General features: G+C 71.6%; 15 protein-coding genes. 8 read left to right on the forward strand and 7 right to left on the reverse strand.

What is annotated here, in order from left to right; all coding sequences use genetic code 11:
• Position 1 precedes the first annotated feature (1 nt).
• Together G401_RS44295 and G401_RS52475 are read left to right on the forward strand one after the other, a co-directional pair.
• On the forward strand, positions 2–6,403 hold the full coding sequence (locus G401_RS44295; RefSeq protein ID WP_157545458.1) for an RHS repeat domain-containing protein: 6,402 nt from the start codon (positions 2–4) through the stop codon (positions 6,401–6,403).
• A gap of 167 nt (positions 6,404–6,570) precedes the next feature.
• A complete protein-coding gene (locus tag G401_RS52475; RefSeq protein WP_051366362.1) occupies positions 6,571–7,587 on the forward strand; it encodes a winged helix-turn-helix domain-containing protein in 1,017 nt (338 codons plus the stop codon).
• Here G401_RS52475 and G401_RS0108205 read toward each other — a convergent pair.
• Positions 7,517–8,722, reverse strand: coding sequence for an MFS transporter (locus G401_RS0108205; protein ID WP_027342115.1), 1,206 nt, complete (start codon positions 8,720–8,722; stop codon positions 7,517–7,519). The genes G401_RS52475 and G401_RS0108205 overlap by 71 nt on opposite strands.
• Positions 8,723–8,776: 54 nt before the next feature.
• Between G401_RS0108205 and G401_RS0108210 the strand changes: the two genes are divergently transcribed.
• The gene (locus G401_RS0108210) at positions 8,777–9,508 is read left to right on the forward strand and encodes a helix-turn-helix transcriptional regulator (RefSeq protein ID WP_027342116.1); all 732 of its coding nucleotides are present in this window, start codon (positions 8,777–8,779) and stop codon (positions 9,506–9,508) included.
• 126 nt (positions 9,509–9,634) lie between these two features.
• Here the strand turns inward: G401_RS0108210 and G401_RS52480 are convergent, their stop codons facing one another.
• Positions 9,635–10,507, reverse strand: a complete 873-nt coding sequence (locus tag G401_RS52480) for an alpha/beta fold hydrolase (RefSeq protein ID WP_027342117.1) — start codon at positions 10,505–10,507, stop codon at positions 9,635–9,637.
• Between the two features lie 160 nt (positions 10,508–10,667).
• Between G401_RS52480 and G401_RS0108220 the strand changes: the two genes are divergently transcribed.
• From G401_RS0108220 to G401_RS0108230, 3 genes are all read left to right on the forward strand, one after another.
• On the forward strand, positions 10,668–11,801 hold the full coding sequence (locus G401_RS0108220) for a sensor histidine kinase (RefSeq protein ID WP_027342118.1): 1,134 nt from the start codon (positions 10,668–10,670) through the stop codon (positions 11,799–11,801).
• On the forward strand, positions 11,798–12,463 hold the full coding sequence (locus tag G401_RS0108225) for a response regulator (protein WP_027342119.1): 666 nt from the start codon (positions 11,798–11,800) through the stop codon (positions 12,461–12,463). Before G401_RS0108220 ends, G401_RS0108225 begins: the two co-directional genes overlap by 4 nt.
• A 105-nt stretch (positions 12,464–12,568) precedes the next feature.
• Positions 12,569–13,222, forward strand: coding sequence for a DUF2306 domain-containing protein (locus G401_RS0108230; protein WP_027342120.1), 654 nt, complete (start codon positions 12,569–12,571; stop codon positions 13,220–13,222).
• Positions 13,223–13,252: 30 nt separating this feature from the next.
• Here the strand turns inward: G401_RS0108230 and G401_RS0108235 are convergent, their stop codons facing one another.
• Genes G401_RS0108235 through G401_RS55665 form a run of 3 tightly spaced genes read right to left on the reverse strand, consistent with a single transcriptional unit; the run spans position 13,253 to position 14,936 of the window.
• Positions 13,253–13,771: a pyridoxamine 5'-phosphate oxidase family protein gene (locus G401_RS0108235; protein WP_027342121.1), complete on the reverse strand. Its 519-nt coding sequence runs from the start codon at positions 13,769–13,771 to the stop codon at positions 13,253–13,255.
• 11 nt (positions 13,772–13,782) lie between these two features.
• Positions 13,783–14,364, reverse strand: coding sequence for a DinB family protein (locus G401_RS56670; RefSeq protein WP_027342122.1), 582 nt, complete (start codon positions 14,362–14,364; stop codon positions 13,783–13,785).
• Positions 14,361–14,936, reverse strand: coding sequence for a TetR/AcrR family transcriptional regulator (locus G401_RS55665; protein ID WP_027342123.1), 576 nt, complete (start codon positions 14,934–14,936; stop codon positions 14,361–14,363). The genes G401_RS56670 and G401_RS55665 overlap by 4 nt, the downstream gene beginning before the upstream one ends.
• A gap of 104 nt (positions 14,937–15,040) precedes the next feature.
• Here G401_RS55665 and G401_RS44310 point away from each other — a divergent pair, with 104 nt between their 5' ends.
• Positions 15,041–16,219, forward strand: a complete 1,179-nt coding sequence (locus G401_RS44310; RefSeq protein ID WP_084556951.1) for an MFS transporter — start codon at positions 15,041–15,043, stop codon at positions 16,217–16,219.
• Between the two features lie 2 nt (positions 16,220–16,221).
• Here the strand turns inward: G401_RS44310 and G401_RS44315 are convergent, their stop codons facing one another.
• Together G401_RS44315 and G401_RS0108260 are read right to left on the reverse strand one after the other, a co-directional pair.
• Positions 16,222–16,641, reverse strand: a complete 420-nt coding sequence (locus G401_RS44315; RefSeq protein WP_064741713.1) for an HflX-like GTP-binding protein — start codon at positions 16,639–16,641, stop codon at positions 16,222–16,224.
• 25 nt (positions 16,642–16,666) lie between these two features.
• Positions 16,667–17,584, reverse strand: coding sequence for an NAD-dependent epimerase/dehydratase family protein (locus G401_RS0108260; protein ID WP_027342124.1), 918 nt, complete (start codon positions 17,582–17,584; stop codon positions 16,667–16,669).
• Between the two features lie 253 nt (positions 17,585–17,837).
• Between G401_RS0108260 and G401_RS44320 the strand changes: the two genes are divergently transcribed.
• Positions 17,838–19,424, forward strand: a complete 1,587-nt coding sequence (locus tag G401_RS44320) for an arabinofuranosidase catalytic domain-containing protein (RefSeq protein WP_051366365.1) — start codon at positions 17,838–17,840, stop codon at positions 19,422–19,424.
• Positions 19,425–19,462 lie beyond the last annotated feature (38 nt).

A 19,462-nucleotide genomic window follows, 5' to 3' on the forward strand; every position in this document is an offset into this window, starting at 1 on the left:
TATGCACTCACGAAGTGAGGTCCTGGTGGGAGAACTCCGCCACGGGCCGGCGCCACGGCGCCGGCCCGTCCGCACGAGCATGCTCGCGGCCCTGTCCGCGGGCGTCCTCGTGCTCAGCCTCGCGACACCGGACGCGGCATTCGCCCGGCCGTCGCAGGGGGACAGCCACAAGGTCTGGTCCCCTTTCCCGCTGCCGACGACGAAGTCGGTGGCGGGCCACCCCGCAACGGGCAAGCCGGGCGCCGCCCGCTCGGCGATGCCCGCCACCCGCGCGGCCCACGCCGCGAAATGGCCCGGCGCGCACACGGTGGACATCGCCGTCCCCGACGCGCCGACCGCCGTACCGGGCACCGGCCTGACCCTGCGCACCGGTACGCCCACCCACGTCTCCGTCGCCGTCGCCGACCACGCGAAGGCACTCGCCGCCGGTGTCGACGGCGTCCTCATGAGCCTGTCGGCGGCGAGCCCGACCCCGCTCGCGGTCGGCCTGGACTCCGCCGCGCTCGCCGGCGCGTACGGCGGTGACTACGCGGCCTCCCTGCACCTGGTGAAGCTGCCCGCCTGCGCCCTGACGACGCCGTCGGCGGCCGGCTGCCGCACCCAGACGCCGCTGGCCGCCACCAGCGCGGTCAGCGTCTCCGCCACCCCGATGCTCGTCGCCACGACGGCCGCCGCGTCGAGCCCGAACGGCTCGTACTCGGCCACGTCGCTGAAGAGTTCGGACACCTGGAGCGCGGGCGGCAACTCCGGCGCGCTCACGTACTCGGTGCCGGTCAAGGTCCCGCCCGCGCTCGGCGGCGCCACCCCCAACGTCGCCCTGAACTACGACTCGGGCAGCGTGGACGGCGAGTCCGTCAACGCCAACTCGCAGGCGTCCTGGATCGGCGACGGCTGGGGGTACAACCCGGGCTTCATCGAACGCTCCTTCCAGTCCTGCGCCGACGCCGGCCAGCACACCGGCGACCTGTGCTGGAAGAACGACAACGCGACGCTGGCGGGCGGCTCCCACGCGGGCGGCCTGGTCCGCAACGACGCCAACGGCGTGTGGAAGCTCGCGACGGACGACGGCACCACCGTCGAGGAGAAGACGCTGCCCTCGACCTTCCCGTCCAACGGGACCGCCGACCGGACCTACTGGCAGATCACCATGCCGGACGGGACGAAGTACTTCTACGGCGCCGGGCACCTGCCGCCGTCGGCCGGCGGCACCGGAGCGGACCCGGCGTCCAACGCCGCGTTCACCGAACCCGTGTACGCGACCGCGGCCGGCCAGCCCTGCTACAACTCGGCCGGCTTCTCGTCGTCCTGGTGCCAGCAGGGCTACCGCTGGAACCTGGACTACGTCGTGGACCCCCACGGCAACACCACCGTCTACACCTACGAGCAGGAGACCGGCAACTACACGCGGGGATACGACGGCCTCGCGGCGGGCACGGTCACGTCCTATGTCCGGGCGGGCAACCTGCGGAAGATCGGCTACGGCTGGCGTACCGGGGACGTGGCGACCGGGACCGCGAAGCCCGCGGCCGAGGTCGACTTCGACGTGGTCGAGCGGTGCATGGGCGACCCGGGCGGCTGCCAGCCGGGCGGCCTCAACGGCTCGACGGCCGGCTACTGGCGGGACACGCCGTTCTACCTGAACTGCCCGGCCACCGGAACCTGTACGCAGTACTCGCCGACCTTCTGGTCGACCCGGATGCTGCACGCGATCACCACGCAGGTCACCGTCGGCGGTACGCCGCGGCCGGTGGACACCTACACCCTGGCGCACTCGTGGCCGGAGCCCGGCGACGGCTACCCCGCGAGCCTGTGGCTGGATTCGGTGCAGCACACCGGGTACGCCGCCGACGGGGTGACCGGCCAGGCGGAGCCCGCGATCTCCTTCACGGGCAAGCAGATGGCCAACCGCGTCCCCGGGCGCACGGCCAACGGCCAGACGCTGCCGTCGATGATCCACTACCGGCTGCAGACGATCACCGACGAGCTCGGTGCAAAGGTGACCGTCGCCTACTCCGACCCCACCTGCTCGCAGTCGGCACCGGTGAACCTGCCCGCCTCGGCGGACGCGAACACGATGCTCTGCTACCCGGTCAACTGGACGCCGGTCGGCGGCGCGAAGATCACCGACTGGTTCACCAAATACGTCGTGAAGTCCGTGACCGTCAACGACTCGATCACGGCCACCGCCTCACCGGCCCGCGTCACGACCTACGAGTACGTCGGCACCCCGGCGTGGCACGACAACGACAGCGAGTTCGTCAAGAACGAGGACCGCACCTGGGACCAGTGGCGCGGCTACCAGAAGGTGATCACCCGGACCGGCGCCGCGCCGGACCCGGTGACCAAGTCGCAGGTCACCTACCTGCGCGGCCTCGACGGCGACCTCAGCGCGACCGGCACCACCCGGTCCGTCACCGTCACCGACAGCCAGGGCGCCGCGTACCGCGACACGGACGCCCTCGCGGGCACCGTCCTGGAGACCGAGACCTTCGACAGCGACGGCGGCCATGTCGTCAGCGACGTCGTGAGCACGCCGCACGTCTCGTCTCCGCTCGCCACGCACGTCCGGCCGACGCCGCTGCCGGCGCAGACCTCCGTGCAGACCGACACCACCAAGACCGTCACCCGCGACCTGCTCGCCGGCGGCACCTGGCGGACCCACGAGGTGGACTACACCTACGACGCCGCGCACGGCGACCGGCTCACCGCCACCGACGACAAGGGCGACGGCTCGGCCTCATCGCCCGAGACCTGCTCCCTCGTCAAGTACGCGACGTCGGCCAACCCGAACCTGCTGACCTACCCCTACGAGAGGCTGACCGTCGCGGGCGGCTGCGCCACGACGCCGGGCCCGACGACCACACTCGGCGACGCGGTCACGCTGTACGACGGCAACACCGCCGCGGGATCGCTCGACAACGCCGCGTACGCGGGCGGCCAGCCGGTCGCCGACGTCACCGGTACGCAGATCCTCGCCTCCTACAACGGAAGCACACCGTCCTATGTCAACACCGCGACGGCGACGTTCGACGCGTACGGGCGGACGCTGACGGCGACCGACCCGAACGCCGACCCGGCCCACCCGGCGGCCGGCATCACGAGAACGGTCTACACGCCGGCCACCGGAGCCCTGCCGACGCAGCTCGTCTCCGTCAACCCGAAGGGCTTCGTCACGACCACGACGGTCGATCCTGGCCGCTCGGCGCCGACGGAGATCACCGACCCCAACGGCCGCCTCACCGACCTGCGGTACGACCCACTGGGCCGGTTGACCCAGGTGTGGCTGCCGGGCCGGGCCATGTCCGCCTTCCCCGACAGCCCGAACCAGAAGTACTCCTACGGCCTCGGCGGCGGCGTGCCCGCGTACACGCTGACGCAGACCCTGCGCGAGAACGGCGGGTACGCCAGCGCGTACGCGATCCTCGACGGGTTCGGCGAGGTCCGCCAGTCGCAGACCGACACCCTCAACGGGACCGCCGGCCGCCTGATCACCGACAACTACTACGACTCGCACGGCTGGGCGGCCAAGACGCACACCACCTACTTCAACAAGGACGCCGGCCCGACCAGCACTCTCCAGATCACCGACGACGACGCCGTCCCGGGCTCGGCGGCGACCACCTACGACGGGCTCGGCCGGGCGGTGCGGGCCACGATCTACCAGTTCGCGGTCGTCCAGACGAGCACCACGACCGCGTACCCGGGCGCCGGCCGGGTCGACGTGACCCCGCCGGCCGGAACCGCACCGACCTCGACCTTCACCGACGTACGCGGCCACACCACCGAACTGTGGCGCTACACCGGACCGGCCGCCACCGGCGTGCGCACCGACGCGGACGTCCTCGCCTACACCTACGACGCGGCCGGACGGCAGACCGCGATCCTCGACCCCAACGGCGACAACTGGCGATTCCAGTACGACCTGCGGGGTCGCAGGACGGTCAGCCACGACCCGTCCGCCGGCGACACGACGACGGCGTACGACGACGACAACCGCGTACTGTCCACGAAGGATGCCGACGGGATCTACAACACGTTCACCTACGACGTGCTGGGCCGCAAACTGACCCAGTTCACCGGTTCGGCCACCCCCGGCACCGGTACGCAGGTCGCCGCCTGGACGTACGACACCGGGATGTCGGGTGCCAAGGGGCAGCCGGTGTCCTCGACGGCGTACCACAACGGATTCGCGTACACGACGACCGTCAGCGGATACGCCGCGACCATGGCCGGCGCGTACACGCCGACGGGCTCGAAGATCGTGATCCCGGCCGGTGACGGCAACACCGGCATCGACGGCACCTACACCACCGCGCAGACGTTCACGCCCAACATCGGCCTGCCCGCCGTCACCACGCTGCCCGCCGCGGGCGGCCTGGCGCAGGAGGACGTCACCAGCGCGTACGACGTGCCCGGCGAACTGGTCTCGGTCGGATCGAGCGTGTCGGCGGTGACCGACGTCGCCTACGATCCGCTCGGCAAGCCGATCCGCACCACCCTGGGCACCAAGCCCAACCAGGCCGCGGTCACGTACGCCTACGACGCCGCCAGCGGACGCCTGCTCACCCAGACGTTCAACGAGGAGTCGCAGTCGGCGGCGCTCGACACCGTCGACACCTACTACAACCCGGCCGGGCAGATCACCGCGGTCAGGGACGCCCGCAGCACCGGCGGCACGGACCTGCAGTGCTTCGGCTACGACTACGCCGGCCGGGTCACCACCGCGTGGACCGACACCGGCACGGTGACGTCCGCCGGAACGCAGTTCCTGCCGAACACCGGCGCGTGCGCCCACGCGGCACCGACCTCGGCCACCGCGGCGAGCCAGATCGGCGGCCCCACACCGTACTGGAGCACCTACGGCTACAAGTCCAACGGGGACCGCACAGCGGACACGATCCACGACATCACCGGGGTCACGTCCAAGGACGTCAAGCACGCGTACGCGTACCCGGCCGCGTCCAACCTCCTGCAATCAGTGACAACGACTGGTCCACCCGGGACCAGCACGGACACATACACCTACAACGCCAGCGGTGGCACGAAGAACCGAACCAAGGGAAGTCAGAGCTTCGGCTACGACAGCACGGGCCGGGTCGCCACCGCGACCACCGGGTCGGCTGCCAGTTCCTACGTGTACGACGCCGGCGGCTCGCTGCTGATTCAGCACGATCCCGGTGAGAACGTCCTCTACCTGGGCAGCCAGGAGGTCCACTACAACACCGCGACCGCGACCGCATCCGGGATCCGGCACATCGCCGGCCCCGGCGGCGCGCAGTCGATCGAAAGCAGCGACGGGGCGGTCACGTTCACGTTCGCGGATCCGCACGGCACCTCCACCGTCGACGTCGACGGCCACACCCAGGCGGTCGCCCGGCGGACCTTCGATCCCTACGGCAACGCCCGTGGCCCCGATCAGGGCTCGTACGCTCTCGGCACCTGGCCCGACGAGCGCACGTTCCTCAACAAGCCGACCGACGCCGCTTCCGGCCTGACGCTCATCGGGCCACGGCAGTACGACTCGCTGCTCGGCCGGTTCCTGCAACCCGATCCCGTCCTGGAAACGGCGGATCTCGACCAGATCGGCGGTTTCGCGTACGGCGCCGACGACCCGGTCAACCGCAGCGACCCGTCGGGCCTGCGCACCGAGGACAAGTGGTACGGGCCATCCGAGATCTACCTCGGTGGCGGTCCTGACCAGCCCCGGCAGGGTCACACCCGGGACCCCGACTACCACCCCGTCAACAACGGCGACCCCGACTCCGACCCCGCCCCTCCGCCGGCCCCCACCAGCAGCGGCACCGTCGCCGTCCCCGGGTCGGGAATGGCGTACCCCGCCGACGCTCACGGGTACGACCAGCTGCTCCCTTATCCGCATCTCGATCAGGCGGCGGTCGACGCCCTGCCGGTACTCGGCGACGACTGCGACCCGCCGGCGTTCGGCGAATGCGGAACCGTCATCAACGCAGGATGGACGACGTTCGTGGACTACTCCACCACCATCGGGCAGGCCGGTTCGATTCCGCCCAACACGACGCCGGGCCCGGTGGAACTGTCGGTCACGGACGTGCAGTCCGTGGTGAAGACCAAGAGCTGGGGGGTGAGCGCCACCTTCACCAAGTTCGTCACCTTCAACGGCAACTATTCCAGCAATTCGAGCTCGAGCAGTTCCTCGACCACGGCACAGAAGCTCCTCCTCGCACAACCTCAGGCCAACGTGCCGTACACCCAGTACTTCACCGTCGTCCCGATCATTCAGGTGCGAAAGGTCCTGCGGAAGACGCGCTCGTTCTGGTGGATGAAGGCGAAGACCTACGTGGACGTGCAGACGCAGGTGACCGGGTACACGCAACTGCCCTATCAGCTGCCTTACCCGATTCTGGATCCATCGCGCCTGCCCTGACGGCTGCGCGCTGACCCCTCGCACACGGGGCGGGACGGGTTGCCATCCCGCCCCGTGTGCCTCGTCTCACTTTTCCGCTGCAACCCATTCAATCCGGTATGCGTGTCGATACGGATGCAGAGACGACCGCTGTGTCCGTATCGACCTGTACGACCGGAGGCGCCGCCATGGGGGCACTACGTATCCATTTCACCGCCGACGACCTCGCCCGTACGCGGCTGACCACCGCACCGAGCCCGATGATCGAGATGACCATGAGCCTGCGGGCGATCCGCGGCCTGACGCCGGGCTCGCACCGGCTGGCGAACTGGCGGCGGGCCCTGCGCGGCCGGTTCGACCAGCGCGTACGCCCGCTGATGGAGTTCGTACCGTACGGCTGGGTGCTGCCCGACTTTCTGGACCCGAGGACGATCGAGGGCTCGGGGGAGCAGCGCCTCGCGCAGGTGGTGTCGACGACGACGCCGACCATCCGGGGCTACCTGAACGACATCGGAACCTACTACGACGTGCCGTCGGCCACCGCCCGGTACGCCGACGAGGGCAGCGCCGGGCTGCGCGACCTCAGCTCGGCGGTGACCGCGTACTTCGACACCGCCATCGGTCCCTACTGGAACGACGTGCGGTCGCTGGTGGACGGCGACCTCGCGGTGCGCCATCGGGTGCTGGCCGACGGCGGGCTCGACCGGCTGCTCAACACGTTGCACCATCAGATCAGCTGGCGCGAGCCGGTGCTGCGGGTGGGGTTGTCCACGACCTACGAGGCGGACGTCCACCTCGGCGGGCGCGGGCTGCACCTGCAGCCGTCCGTGTTCACCGGCGCGCAGCCGGCGCTGTGGCACCACGATCGCCGGGACGGGCCGCCGACGCTGGTGTATCCGGCGACCACCGACGGCCGGCCGGCCGTGCTGCGCGGGCAGAATTCGCTGGCCGCCCTGCTCGGGCGTACGCGCGCGTACCTGCTGGCCGCCATCGCGGCGTCGCCGGGCAGTCTCACCGGGGAACTGGCCCGGGGGCTGCGTATCTCGGCGGCGTCGGCGAGCGAGCACGCGACCGTGCTGCGCAACGCGGGTCTCATCACGACGATCCGGTACGGCCGGACCGCGCTGCACACCGTCACGCCGCTCGGGGAGGCGATGCTGCGGCCGTCGACGCCGCTGACGGAACCTCCGCACCCGGCGATGTGAGCGGTAACGCCGGCTCCGGCAGGGTCCGGAACAGCAGCCAGGCCAGGGCCGGCAGTACCACCAGCGGCGCCAGCGCGGTACGCAGGGAGGTCACGTCGGCGACGCGGCCGATCACCGGGCTGGCGAGGCCGCCGATGGAGACGGTCAGCCCCAGGGTGATGCCGCTGGCGGTGCCGACCCGCGACGGCAGGTAATCCTGGCCGAGGGTCACCTGCAGGGAGAACGGGATGTAGAGCCCGGCCGACGTGAGCGCCACGAACGCGAAGAAGGCCGGGCCGGGCACGAACACCACCCCGGCGACCGCTGCGACCGTCACCAGGTACGACCACTGCGAGACGCGTACGCGATCGAAGCGCTGGGCGAGCGTACCGCCGAGGACGGAACCGAAGGCGCCGCCCAGGTACAGCACGAACAGGGCCGCGGTCCCGGCCGCCGGGACATCCGGTACGCGCTGGTGCGCGTACAGGGAAAGGAAGGTGGCGAGGCCGGTGAAGACGATCGAGCGGCAGACGACGGCGCAGGACAGCCGCAGGAAGGACGGGACGTCGTCGGTGCCGGAGCGGGCCGCGGCGGTCGCGGCGGTGCCGGTGCGGCGCAGGCCGCGCAGGACCGGCAGGCAGACCGCGGCGCCGAGGAGGGCGGGCAGGAGGAGCAGCGGGGTGCGGCGCAGCCCGCCGGTGCCGACGACGGCGGCGACGACCAGCGGGGCGGCCGCGAATCCGATGTTGCCGCCGACGGAGAACCAGCTCATCGCGCGGTGACTGCCGTCGCTGGCGAGCCGGGCGACGCGCGCCGACTCCGGGTGGTACGCGGCCACGCCCACCCCGCAGACCGCCATGAACACGAGCGTCAGCCGGTACGAGCCGGCGAGCCCGCTCAGCGCGGCCCCCGCACCGGACAGCAGGGTGCTGGCCGGCAGCAGCCAGGGCATCGCGAAGCGGTCGGTCAGCGCGCCGAAGACCGGCTGCGCCACCGAAGAGAGAAGCGACGCGGCGAGCACGAGGCCGGACACGGTGGCATAGCCGTACGCGCGCTCGGCGACGAAGTACGGCACGAGGGCGGCCACGATGCCCTGGTAGACGTCGACGCTGGCATGTCCGACGGACAGCAGGGGGATGGCGGAGGTTCGGCGCACCCGGTCATGATCCGGCCCGGACGCCCTGTCGCGCTTCCGATAAACTGCCGGGTGATGCCGCAAATCCGCCACGATCCGGTCGCCCCCACCCGCGCCCAGCGGCTGGCGGCCGGCGGCGTGATCGACGCGCACCGGCACGACGACCACCAGATCGCGTACGCGGGCCGCGGCGTCCTGACCGTCACGACCGACGCGGGTTCGTGGGTGGCCGCCGGCAACCGGGCGATCTGGGTGCCGGCCGGGACTGTGCACGCCCACCAGGCCCACGGCGAGGTCGAACTCCACCTGATCGGGATCCCCGGCGACCCGCTGCGGCTGCGTACGCCGACCGTGCTCGCGGTGGGGCCGCTGCTGCGGGAACTGATCGTCGCGTACACGCGGGATCCGGGGGACGGGGGACCGCAACGGGCGCGGCTGCGGGCGGTGCTGCTCGACCAGATCCGGGCGTCACCGCAGCAGCCGCTGCACGTCCCGGCACCGACCGTCCCGCTGCTGCGAGAGGTCTGCGACCTGCTGCGCGCCGACCCGGCCGACGGGCGCACGCTCGCCGAACTCGGCCGCGCGGTCGGAGCCAGCGACCGGACGCTGTCGCGGCTGTTCCGGGCCGACCTGGGGATGACCTTCCCCCAGTGGCGTACGCAGCTGCGGCTGCACCACGCGCTGATCCTGCTCGCCGAAGGGGTTCCGGTGACGGCGGTGGCGCACCGGTGCGGATGGGCGTCGGCCAGCGCGTTCATCGACGTGTTCCGCCGGACGTTCGGCCACACCCCCGGCAACCACCCGTAACCCCCGCCCCCGCCCCCGCCCGTCTGCGGCGATCTTGCGCGAATGTCCGGGCTATTCGGGCATTGCCGACGATTTTCGAGATATTCGCGCAAGATCGCCGAGGTGGTGTGCGTCCGCCGTGGTGTGTCACGCGTGGGCGAGCAGTTCCCGGATTCGGGCGGCCACCAGCTCGGGCTGTTCGGCCTGGACGAGGTGTGCCGAGTCGACGCTCTCGTAGCGGCAGTCGGGCAGGGATTCGGCGTACCGGCGCTGGTGTTCGCGGGTGAGGGCGTTCTGGCGCTCGCGTCCCTTGGCCGGCTTCGCGGCCGAGAGCAGGATCGCCGGGCAGGCGGGCGGCTTCGGCGGATCCGCGCGGAACTGCGGAATCGCGGCGGCGACCGCCTGCATCTCGCGGCGGGTCTGCGCCGTCCCGGCCGGAGTGAAGTCCTCGGCCAGCATGGTCTCGTAGGTGTCGGCCGAGTAGTACGGCCGGACGTTCGCGCTGAACAGGCGGCCCAGCGGCCGGAACCGGCTGAGCGCCTGGCCCACCGCCAGCACCCGGTCGACCTGCTGGGTGGTCTTCGCCCACGCGACCTCGTCGTAGACCGGCGAGTTCTCCGGCAGCGTGTCGATCAGCAGCAGGCCGCGCAGGCGCGTACCGAGGCGTTCGGCGGCCCGGCGGGTGACCAGACCGCCCAGGCTGTGCGCCACCAGCACGAAGTCGCCCGGCACCACGGCGTCGACCAGGGCCACGAGGTCGTCGGCCATCCCGTCGACGGTCAGCGGTGTCGACAGGGGACCGGTGCGCACGCGGCCCGCCCGGTCGTAGGTGACCAGGTGGGCCTCGTCCGCCAGCAGCGGCAGCAACGGATCCCAGAAGGTGCGGCCGCAACCGGAGCCGGCCTCGAACACGACGTGCTTCCCGGCGCCGGGCTGTCCCGGGTCGCCGGTGCGGCCGGACTGTTCCACGTAGACGGTGCGGCCGTTGACGGGCAGCAGCTGCCCGGGCACCTCCCGCATGCGATCTCCTCCGAACTAGTTTCAGATTCGATAATGGTATCGCATGTGAAATAGTTCCGCCACGCGGCTGGCGTCCACATCGGAGAATGGGGCGGCTGCGCGTACGCCGGTCATACTTTGGGCCGATCTGGCCGGGCAGGTGGCTTCGTACCATGGGCGTGTGCTGCTGCTCCGGTCCTTCTGGCGTGAACCCGCCCCCGAACCGCCCCCGGGCCGGCGGGTACGCGACCTCGCCCTGGCCGGCGTACTCCTGGCTCTGATCGCGCTGGAGGCGTGGCTGCGCACCGATCTCGCCCACCGCGCGGTGTCCGTGGTGGTGACGGCGGGCCTGGTCCCGACGCTGCTGTGGCGGCGCAGCCGGCCGGCGCTGACGGTGGCCGCGGCGTTCTCGATCAGCGCGCTGGTCCCGCTGCTCATCGACGGCGGCAAGGCGGAGATGTACGCGACGGCCTATCTGCTCCTGCTGCCCTTCAGCCTGTACCGCTGGGGCTCGGGCCGGGCCATGGTGATCGGTTCCGGGCTCCTGCTCGCGAGTCTCGGGTTCTCGCTGGGAACCGGGCACGTCAGCCTGGGCGACAGCATCGGCGGGGCGGCCGTGCTGACGGCCGTGTGCGCGCTGGGGGCGGCGCTGCGTTACCGCGGCCGGGCCCGCCAGCGTGAGCTGGACCGGATGAAGCTGCTGGAACGCGAGAACCTGGCCCGTGACCTGCACGACACGGTGGCGCACCACGTGTCGGCGATGGCGATCCGGGCGCAGGCGGGCCAGGCGGTGGCGGCGACCCGGCCCGAGGCGGCCGTCGAGGCGCTGCGGCTCATCGAGGCGGAGGCGACCCGCGCGCTGGCCGAACTGCGTTCGATGGTCCGCGTGCTGCGCCGTGACGAACCGGCCGACCTGTCGCCGCAGCCCCGGATCCGCGACCTGGAGCGGCTCGCCGGCCGGTTCGGGTCGGGGCCGGAGGTGCGGGTGCGGCTCGACGGCGACCTGGCCGACCTGCCGTCCGCTGTGGACACGGCCGTCTACCGGCTGGTCCAGGAGTCGCTGACCAACGCGCGCCGCCACGCGCGGCACGCCACCCGGGTCACGGTGAGCGTGACCGCAGCCGAGGACGAGGTACGCCTGCGCGTCAGCGACGACGGTGAGATCGTCCCCGGCCGGCGCGCGGAGCCCGGCTACGGACTGGTCGGCATGCACGAGCGGGCGAACCTGCTCGGCGGCGTCTGCACGGCCGGGCCGGGCCCGGAGCGCGGCTGGCTCGTGACCGCCGCGCTGCCCAGGAAGGCGCCCGCCGCATGACCGGCGTGGTACGCGTGGTGGTGGCCGACGACCAGGAGATCGTGCGGACCGGCCTGGTGATGATCCTCAACGCGCAGCCGGGCATCGAGGTGGTCGGCGAGGCGGCCGACGGTCTGCGGCTCGTCGAACTCGCCCTGGAGGTCCGGCCCGACGTGTGCCTCGTCGACATCCGGATGCCGGGCGTCGACGGCATCGAGGCCACCCGCCGGCTGAACGCGTCGGCGCAGCCGCCCGCGGTCGTGGTGATCACGACGTTCGATCTGGACGAGTACGTCTACGCCGCGCTGCGCGCCGGCGCCCGCGGCTTCCTGCTCAAGGACGCCGGTCCCGCGCTGCTCGCCCAGGCCGTGCACGCCGCGGCCGGCGGCGACGCGCTCATCGCGCCGAACGTGACGACGCGGCTGCTGCGGGCGTTCGCCGAGGCGGCCCCCGGTACACCGGCACGCCAGCCCATCGAGCCCCTGACCGACCGGGAGGAGCAGATCCTGCTCGAGGTGGCCCGGGGCCGGACGAACCAGGAGATCGGCGCCGACCTGTACATCAGCCTCAGCACCGTGAAGACCCACATCGCGAGCCTGATGGGGAAGCTCGGCGCCCGCAACCGGGTGGAGGTCGCGATCTGGGCGTACGAGACGGGCCGGGTCCGCGCCGCGGAACGGTGAGGTGCGCGGCCGGCCGAAAGTACGCCCGATTCCGCCCTACCGCGAAGCCGCGACGCGGGCCTGCGGAACGATGAAGCGGACGGCTGCGGTCGCGACGATCGAAGCATGACGCGACCCACCTCCACTACCCGGCGCCAGTGGCTGATCCCGGCCGGACTGGTCCTGTTCTCCCTGGTTCCCATGGCCGGCGGCGCCGTACGCGTCGCCTCGCTCGTGAGCGGCGCCGAGGTGACGCGGGAGAACGCGCGGTTCTTCGACGCGCCCGTCCCGGTGCTGGTCCACATCTTCGGTGCCGCGGTCTTCGCGCTGCTCGGCGCCTTCCAGTTCGTCCCGGGCCTGCGCCGGGGCGGCCGGGGCTGGCACCGCGTGGCCGGCCGGGTGACCGTGGTCGCCGGACTGGCGGTCGGCCTGTCCGGCCTCTGGATGACGGTCTTCTACCCGGACGCGCCCGGCGACGGGCTGCCGGTGCGGGTGATCCGGCTGTTCGTGAGCGTCGGCATGCTCGTCTCGATCGTGCTGGCCTTCCTCGCGATCCGCCGCCGCGAGGTGCGTACGCACCGGGCGTGGATGATGCGCGGCTACGCCCTGGCGATGGGCGCCGGTACGCAGGTCTTCACGCACGTCCCCTACGCGCTGCTGGTCGGGGTTCCGACGCACAACGTCCGGGCCGTCCTGATGGCGGCCGGCTGGGTGATCAACATCGCCTTCGTCGAGTGGATCCTCCGCCGTCCGAGAGCCCGCCACCTCGTTCCCGCCTGATCCCCGGCCCACCATGGGTCCGCCTCCCCGTCAGTCAGGGGCGCGCCGCCAGAACTGGCGTGGGGCGTACCCCTCGCGGCGCAGCCAGTGCTCGGTGTAGACGATCCGCTCCGCCGCCACCACCACGAGGGTGTCGGCGGGCGGCTCGGTCAGCGGCCGCCCGCGTTCGGCGTGCTCGTTCTCCCACCGGAACGCCGGCCAGTAGCGGGCGCGCCGGGGGTCCTCGGGGCCGAGGACCAGGGCGGTCCCGAACAGCTGGGCGCCGCGGCTGCTCGCCAGCCCGACCAGCGGCGCGAAGACGCCGACGGACACACGTGGATCGGCGGCGAGGTTGCGCATCTTCGGCGACCGGGGACTGGCGGTGAACATGACCGCGAACCCGAGCGACGAATAGCGCACCGGTGTCGCAAGTGGACCGTCGGGGCCCGCCGTCGCGAGGACGCACATGTTCTGCGAGGCCAGGAGCTGGAGGATCCGCTCCTCCAGCCGCTCGCGGTCGAGGCGCTTCGCCGGTGCCGGATCGGCGAGCCAGGGGTTCGACGGCTCCACGGCCGCCCAGCCTAGACGGCGGCGCGGGCGCGCATCGCGAGGAGTGCGTCGATCTCGCCCACGTGCCCGAAGCTGCCCTGCAGGACCGGTGCGAGCCAGCTGTACCGGCTGCGCTCGCCACCCAGCCCCGGCGCGGCCTCGTTCAGCTGGTCGGGGGCCAGCGCGCCGAGTTCCTTCGCCAGGCTCCGGACGACCTCCTCGAAGTAGGCGAGGAGCTGGTCGGCGGGCAGGAACGGCACCTCGGCGACCTCCTCGGCGGTATAGCCGGTGACGACGCCGAATCCCTGGAACCCGTGCCCGCTCGGGTCATAGCCCGTACGCGCCGCCCACCCGTCGCTGTGCCACAGCTCGCCGGCGACGGGCAGGCCGCGCCAGGCCCGCTGGGTCAGCAGATCGAGCCAGCGGGTGAAATGCCACAGCGTCAGCCCGACACTGTTGCCCCCGGGATCGGGCCGGTACGCGACCGCGTCGTCGGGAAGATCGGTGAAGCGTCGGCGTACGGCGGTGGCGAGGTCGGCCAGCCAGGTCGACAGGAGGTCCACAGTGGTGTCGGGGGTGGCGTCGGCGGTGCCGCGCCCGGTCTCATCGGTCACGATGCGCCCTTCTCGGTCATGATGAGGATTTCGGCGGCGGCCCGGGCGTCCTGGGCCGGCTGCGGTCCGGGATCGACGAGCGCGGTGGCGACCACGCCCTCCAGCAGCACCTTGATCTGCCGGGCGAGCCGCTGCGGATCGCGTACGCCCAGCCGGCTCGTCCGCTCGGTGAGGAAGTCGAGCAGCCGCTGCTTGTGGCGGCTGGCGACCGGCCGCGCGGGATGGGCCGGGTCGGGCAGGTCGGCGGCGGCGTTGACGAAGACGCACCCCCGGTACGCCGGCCGGGCCGCGTCCTCGCCGATGAGGTCGAACAGCGCCAGCAGCTGGCCTTCGGGGTCCTCGGCGCGGGCCGCGACGGCTGCCGACACTCGCTCGTGCCAGGTCGTGCTGTTGGCCGAGAGCGCCTCGGCGACGAGTGCGTCCTTGCTCGCGAAATGCTGGTAGAGCGTGCGTTTGGTGGTGCCGGCGCGGTCGGCGATGGCGTCCACGCCGACCGCGTTCACGCCGTGCGCGGCGATCAGGTCGACGGCACTGGCCAACAGGGAGCTGCGGGCGGTTCCTCGGGGTACCACGCCTAATACATATACCGGTCGGTGTACTTCGTGGCAAGACCGTTCTTGACACCACGCGGGCGACCGCTCATAGTCCCCCTCGATTCGATCTTCGGGAGAGTGCGATGCGTCTACGGGCACCGGTGCTGTCGGCGTACGCCACCTTCATCCTCGTCGGCGTCAGCGCGGGCACGACCGGCGTCGTCCTCGCCGCGCAGATCCGCGACTACGGCGTCGATCCGGCCCTGCTGGGCCTCACGTTCATCACCAACTCCGCCGGCTTCGTCCTCGCCGGGCTGTCCACCGGCGCCCTGCTGCACCGGTTCGGCCTGCGGCTGACCATGGCCCTCAGCGGTGTCGCGTACGTGCTGGCCGGCCTCTACATCGCCAGCCGGCCCGCGCTCGCCGGGCTCATCCTCGTCCAGCTCGGCATCGGGTACGCGACCGGCATCATGGAGTCGGCGCTCAACGCGTACCTGACCGAGCTGCCGGACGCGCCGACGCTCATCAACCGGCTGCACGCCTTCTTCGGCGTCGGCGCGCTCCTCGGCCCGATCCTGGCCGCCCAACTCGTCGCGGCCGCCTCCTGGATGCTCGCCTGGCTCGTCCTCGCCCTGATCGGCGCGGGCTTCCTCGTCGCGTACCTGGTGGTGTTCCCGCGTACGCGCCCGCAGGACAGCCCGCCGCCGGGCGGCCAGCTCCGGGCCGCCCTGAGCGGCCGCGGCGTCCTGCTCGGCACGGGCCTGCTGGCCGTCTACGTCGGACTCGAACTGGGGATCGGCAACTGGGCGTACACCTACCTGACCGAGTACCGCGGACTGCCCGCCCTCCTCGCCGGGTACGCGGTCAGCGGCTACTGGCTCGGCCTGACCCTCGGCCGCTTCCTCATCAACCCCTTCGCCGTCCGGATCGGCGCCACGACCACCACCACGATGTACGCGTGCTTCGGCGGCGTACTCGTGACGATCGTCCTCGCGTGGATGTCGCCGAGCGCGGCGCTGACGAGCGCGGCGCTGATCCCGCTGGGCTTCTTCCTCGGCCCGATCTTCCCGACCACGATGGCGATCGCGCCGCAGCTGACCACGCCCCGCCTCGTGCCGACGGCGATCGGCGTCATGAACGCGGGCTCCCTCGTCGGCGGCGCGGCGTTGCCCTGGCTCGCGGGCACGGTGACCCAGGAGGTCGGGCTGTGGACGCTGCTGCCGTTCGCCGCGATCCTCGGCATCGGCCAGCTCGTGGTCTGGCTGCCGATCGCGACGCTGATCCGGCGCCCAGCCCCCGAACCCGTCCCCACCGAATCCTGAACCTACCCGCTCCGCCGCTTCCGTTGCGCGGCTTCGCCTTCGGCCGTGCGGAGCAGGTGGGCGAGCGGCAGGTCGCCGGCGAGATCGGCGGCGGCGAGCACCGGTGTGCCCAGCGCCTCGTACAGCCGCCGCCGGCGATAGGCGTCGAGTTCGTTGGCGAAGACCACCCCGTCGACATCTCTGTCGACGCATGCGGCAGCGATCTCCCGCACCTTTCCCGGCCCGACGACGAACCGGCGCGACAACGGCCGGCCCATCAGGCGTACGCCGCCGTGGGAAACCCCGCGCCGCTGCACGAACCGGCCCACCACCCGGCCGCCCAGGACCTCGACGCGCGCGGCGAGCTCGTCGAGCCGGTCTGCGTAGTCGCGATCCTTGGCGGAGAACAGCCCCGCCAAGAGGACGGCCGGGGAAATGGTCATGCGTCGTCCGCCATCAGTTTGATCATTAGAGGCCCGCCCGGAAGCCCTCCCGCCACGTCGGATAGCGGAGCTGCCAGCCGAGGTCCCGCTTCGCCTTCGCGTTGGAGAACCCGCGCCCCTCGGTCATCATGATCACCGCCACTTCCCCGGCCAGCATCCGCGCCAGCCACGCCGGTACGCGCATCGGCGGCTTCGCCCCCGCACACTTGGCCAGGTACGGCAGCCACTCCGCGGCCGGGGCCGGTTCGTCGTCGACGATGTTGAACACGCCCTTCGCGTGCTGCTCGACCGCGAGCACGGTCGCGGCGGCCGCGTCGTCGAGGTGGATCCAGGACGAGTACCCCGTTCCCTTGCCCACCAACGGGAACTGCCGCCGGCGGATCAGCTCGACCTGGTCGTCGGTGGCGCCCGGCCCGTAGAGACCGCCGTAGCGCAGGACCGCACCGCCGGCGCGTACGACGGCCTCTTCGAGATGGTGGATCGCGACCCATTGCGGATGCGCGGCGGTGCCGTCGGCCGGATCGAGCGGATCCTCCTCGGTCTTCACCCACCCGCCGCTGCGCCGGCCGTTCCAGTTCGCGTAGCTCTGCGCGACGAAGATCCCCACGCCTGTCGCCTCGGCGGCGGCCAGCAGGTGATCCGTGCCCTCGGTCCGCAGCCGGTTGGTGGCCGCGAACCAGCGGTCGATGTGCTTGATGTCCGGGTTGCCGGAGATCGCCGTCATCTGATGCACGATCGCGTCCGGCCGGGCGTTGGCGACCGCCGCTGCGACCGAGGCCGCGTCCAGGCCGTCCATCACCACCGCCCGCGCACCGGTGCCGCGCAGCACGTCCAGCTTCGCGGCGTTCGTCGTCGTCGCGGTCACGTCATGGCCGCGCGCGATCAGCTGCGGGATCAGGCGACGGCCCACGACGCCGGTTCCGCCGGCCAGGAAGACTCTCATCTCGTACTCCTCGTTGTCGGTTCGGTCCACGAGACGAGGCGGTCACGCATCCTGTGACATGTTTTCGGGATCTTTTCCCAGCGAGGTCTTCAACGCACGAATCTCTGTTATCGGCGGACCCCCGGTGACGTCTACCAACCGTCCGCCTGCCGACCGCAGGCGCGATCCGTCGATCAACAACCACGCAGTCGCCCTGTCCGCCCTGGCGAGCGTCATGCCATGCGGCCGGCTCGGGCGGCGGGGAAGGTCACGCATGCAGCACTCGATCCACGCCGGGCCAAAGCGGCGCCGGCGGCGCCTCGCGGCGGTCATCGCGATGGCACTGGCCGTGCCCCTGGCGCTGACGGCCGTCACGGCGTACCCGTCCGCGGCGGCGAGCAGCCCGGGCGCCGGCGGCGTCTACACCCTCGTCCCCGGGGCCAGCGGCAAATGCCTGGAAGTGCCCGCCGATTCCACCGCCAACAACACACTGCTGACTCAGGCTGCCTGCGCGGCCGGGTCGGCCCGCCAGCAGTGGCGGGTCGAGCCGAGCGGCAGTGCCTACCAGCTCGTGAACATCAACAGCGGCAAGTGCATCGACGTGCCCTCCAGTTCCACCGTCTCCGGCCAGCAACTGCAGCAGTACAGCTGCGGCTCGCCGCAGGCCAACCGGCAGTGGACGTTCCAGGCGTCCTCGGCGACGCCCGGCAAGTTCCGCGTCGTCAGCGTGGCGACGAACCTGTGCATCAGCGACAAGGACGGCTCGACCGCCGGCAACAATCCGATCGTGCAGGAGACCTGCTCGGACGTCGCCCGTATGCAGATCGCGTTCAACCTCGTCGGGGGGACCCCGGCCACCGCGACACCGTCCGCGGGCTCGACGACCCGCCAGCCATGCGACATCTACGCCGCGGGCGGCACGCCCTGCGTCGCCGCGCACAGCACCACCCGGGCGCTGTACGCCGCCTACAACGGCAGCCTCTACCAGGTCAAACGAGCCTCGGACGGTACGACCAAGAACATCACCCCGCTGACCGCCGGCGGGGTGGCCAACGCGGCCGCGCAGGACTCCTTCTGCGCCGGAACGACCTGTCTGATCAGCGTCATCTACGACCAGTCCGGCCGGGGCAACCATCTCTACCAGGCACCGCCCGGACACTTCTCCGGCCCGGCCGCGGGCGGCTACGACAACCTGGCGGACGCCACCGCCGCTCCCACGACGGTCGGCGGCCACAAGGCGTACGGGGTCTATGTCGTCCCGGGCGTCGGCTACCGCAACAACAACACGAACGGCATCGCCACGGGCGACAACCCGGAGGGCATGTACGACGTCATCGACGGTACTCACTACAACGGCGGCTGCTGCTTCGACTACGGCAACGCCGAGACCAACGGCGAGGACAACGGCAACGGCACCATGGAGGCCGTCTACTTCGGAAACACCAGCAAGTGGGGCTCCGGCGCCGGCGCCGGCCCCTGGGTCCTCGTCGACATGGAGAACGGCGTCTACGGCGGCTCGAAGGCGCAGGACAACGAGAACGACCCCACGCTCGGGTACCGCTATCTGACCGCCATCGTCAAAGGCAAGGCGAACCACTTCGCCATCCGGGCGGCCAACGCCCAGTCGGGCGGCGTCTCCACGTACTACGACGGGGTACGCCCGACCGAGTCGGTGCTCGACCCCAACGTCAGCGGCTACAACCCGATGAAGAAGGAGGGCGCCATCATCCTCGGTACCGGCGGTGACAACAGCATCAAAGGCGCCGGCACCTTCTACGAGGGCGTGATGACAAGCGGCTACCCATCCGAGGCCACCGAGAACGCGGTCCAGGCCAACATCGTCGCCGCCGGTTACCGGTAGATCGGCGGCGGACCGGGAAGCGCCACGACCGAACCAGC

The organism is Hamadaea tsunoensis DSM 44101 (assembly GCF_000428945.1).
In the GTDB taxonomy this organism is placed as follows: Bacteria; Actinomycetota; Actinomycetes; order Mycobacteriales; family Micromonosporaceae; genus Hamadaea; species Hamadaea tsunoensis.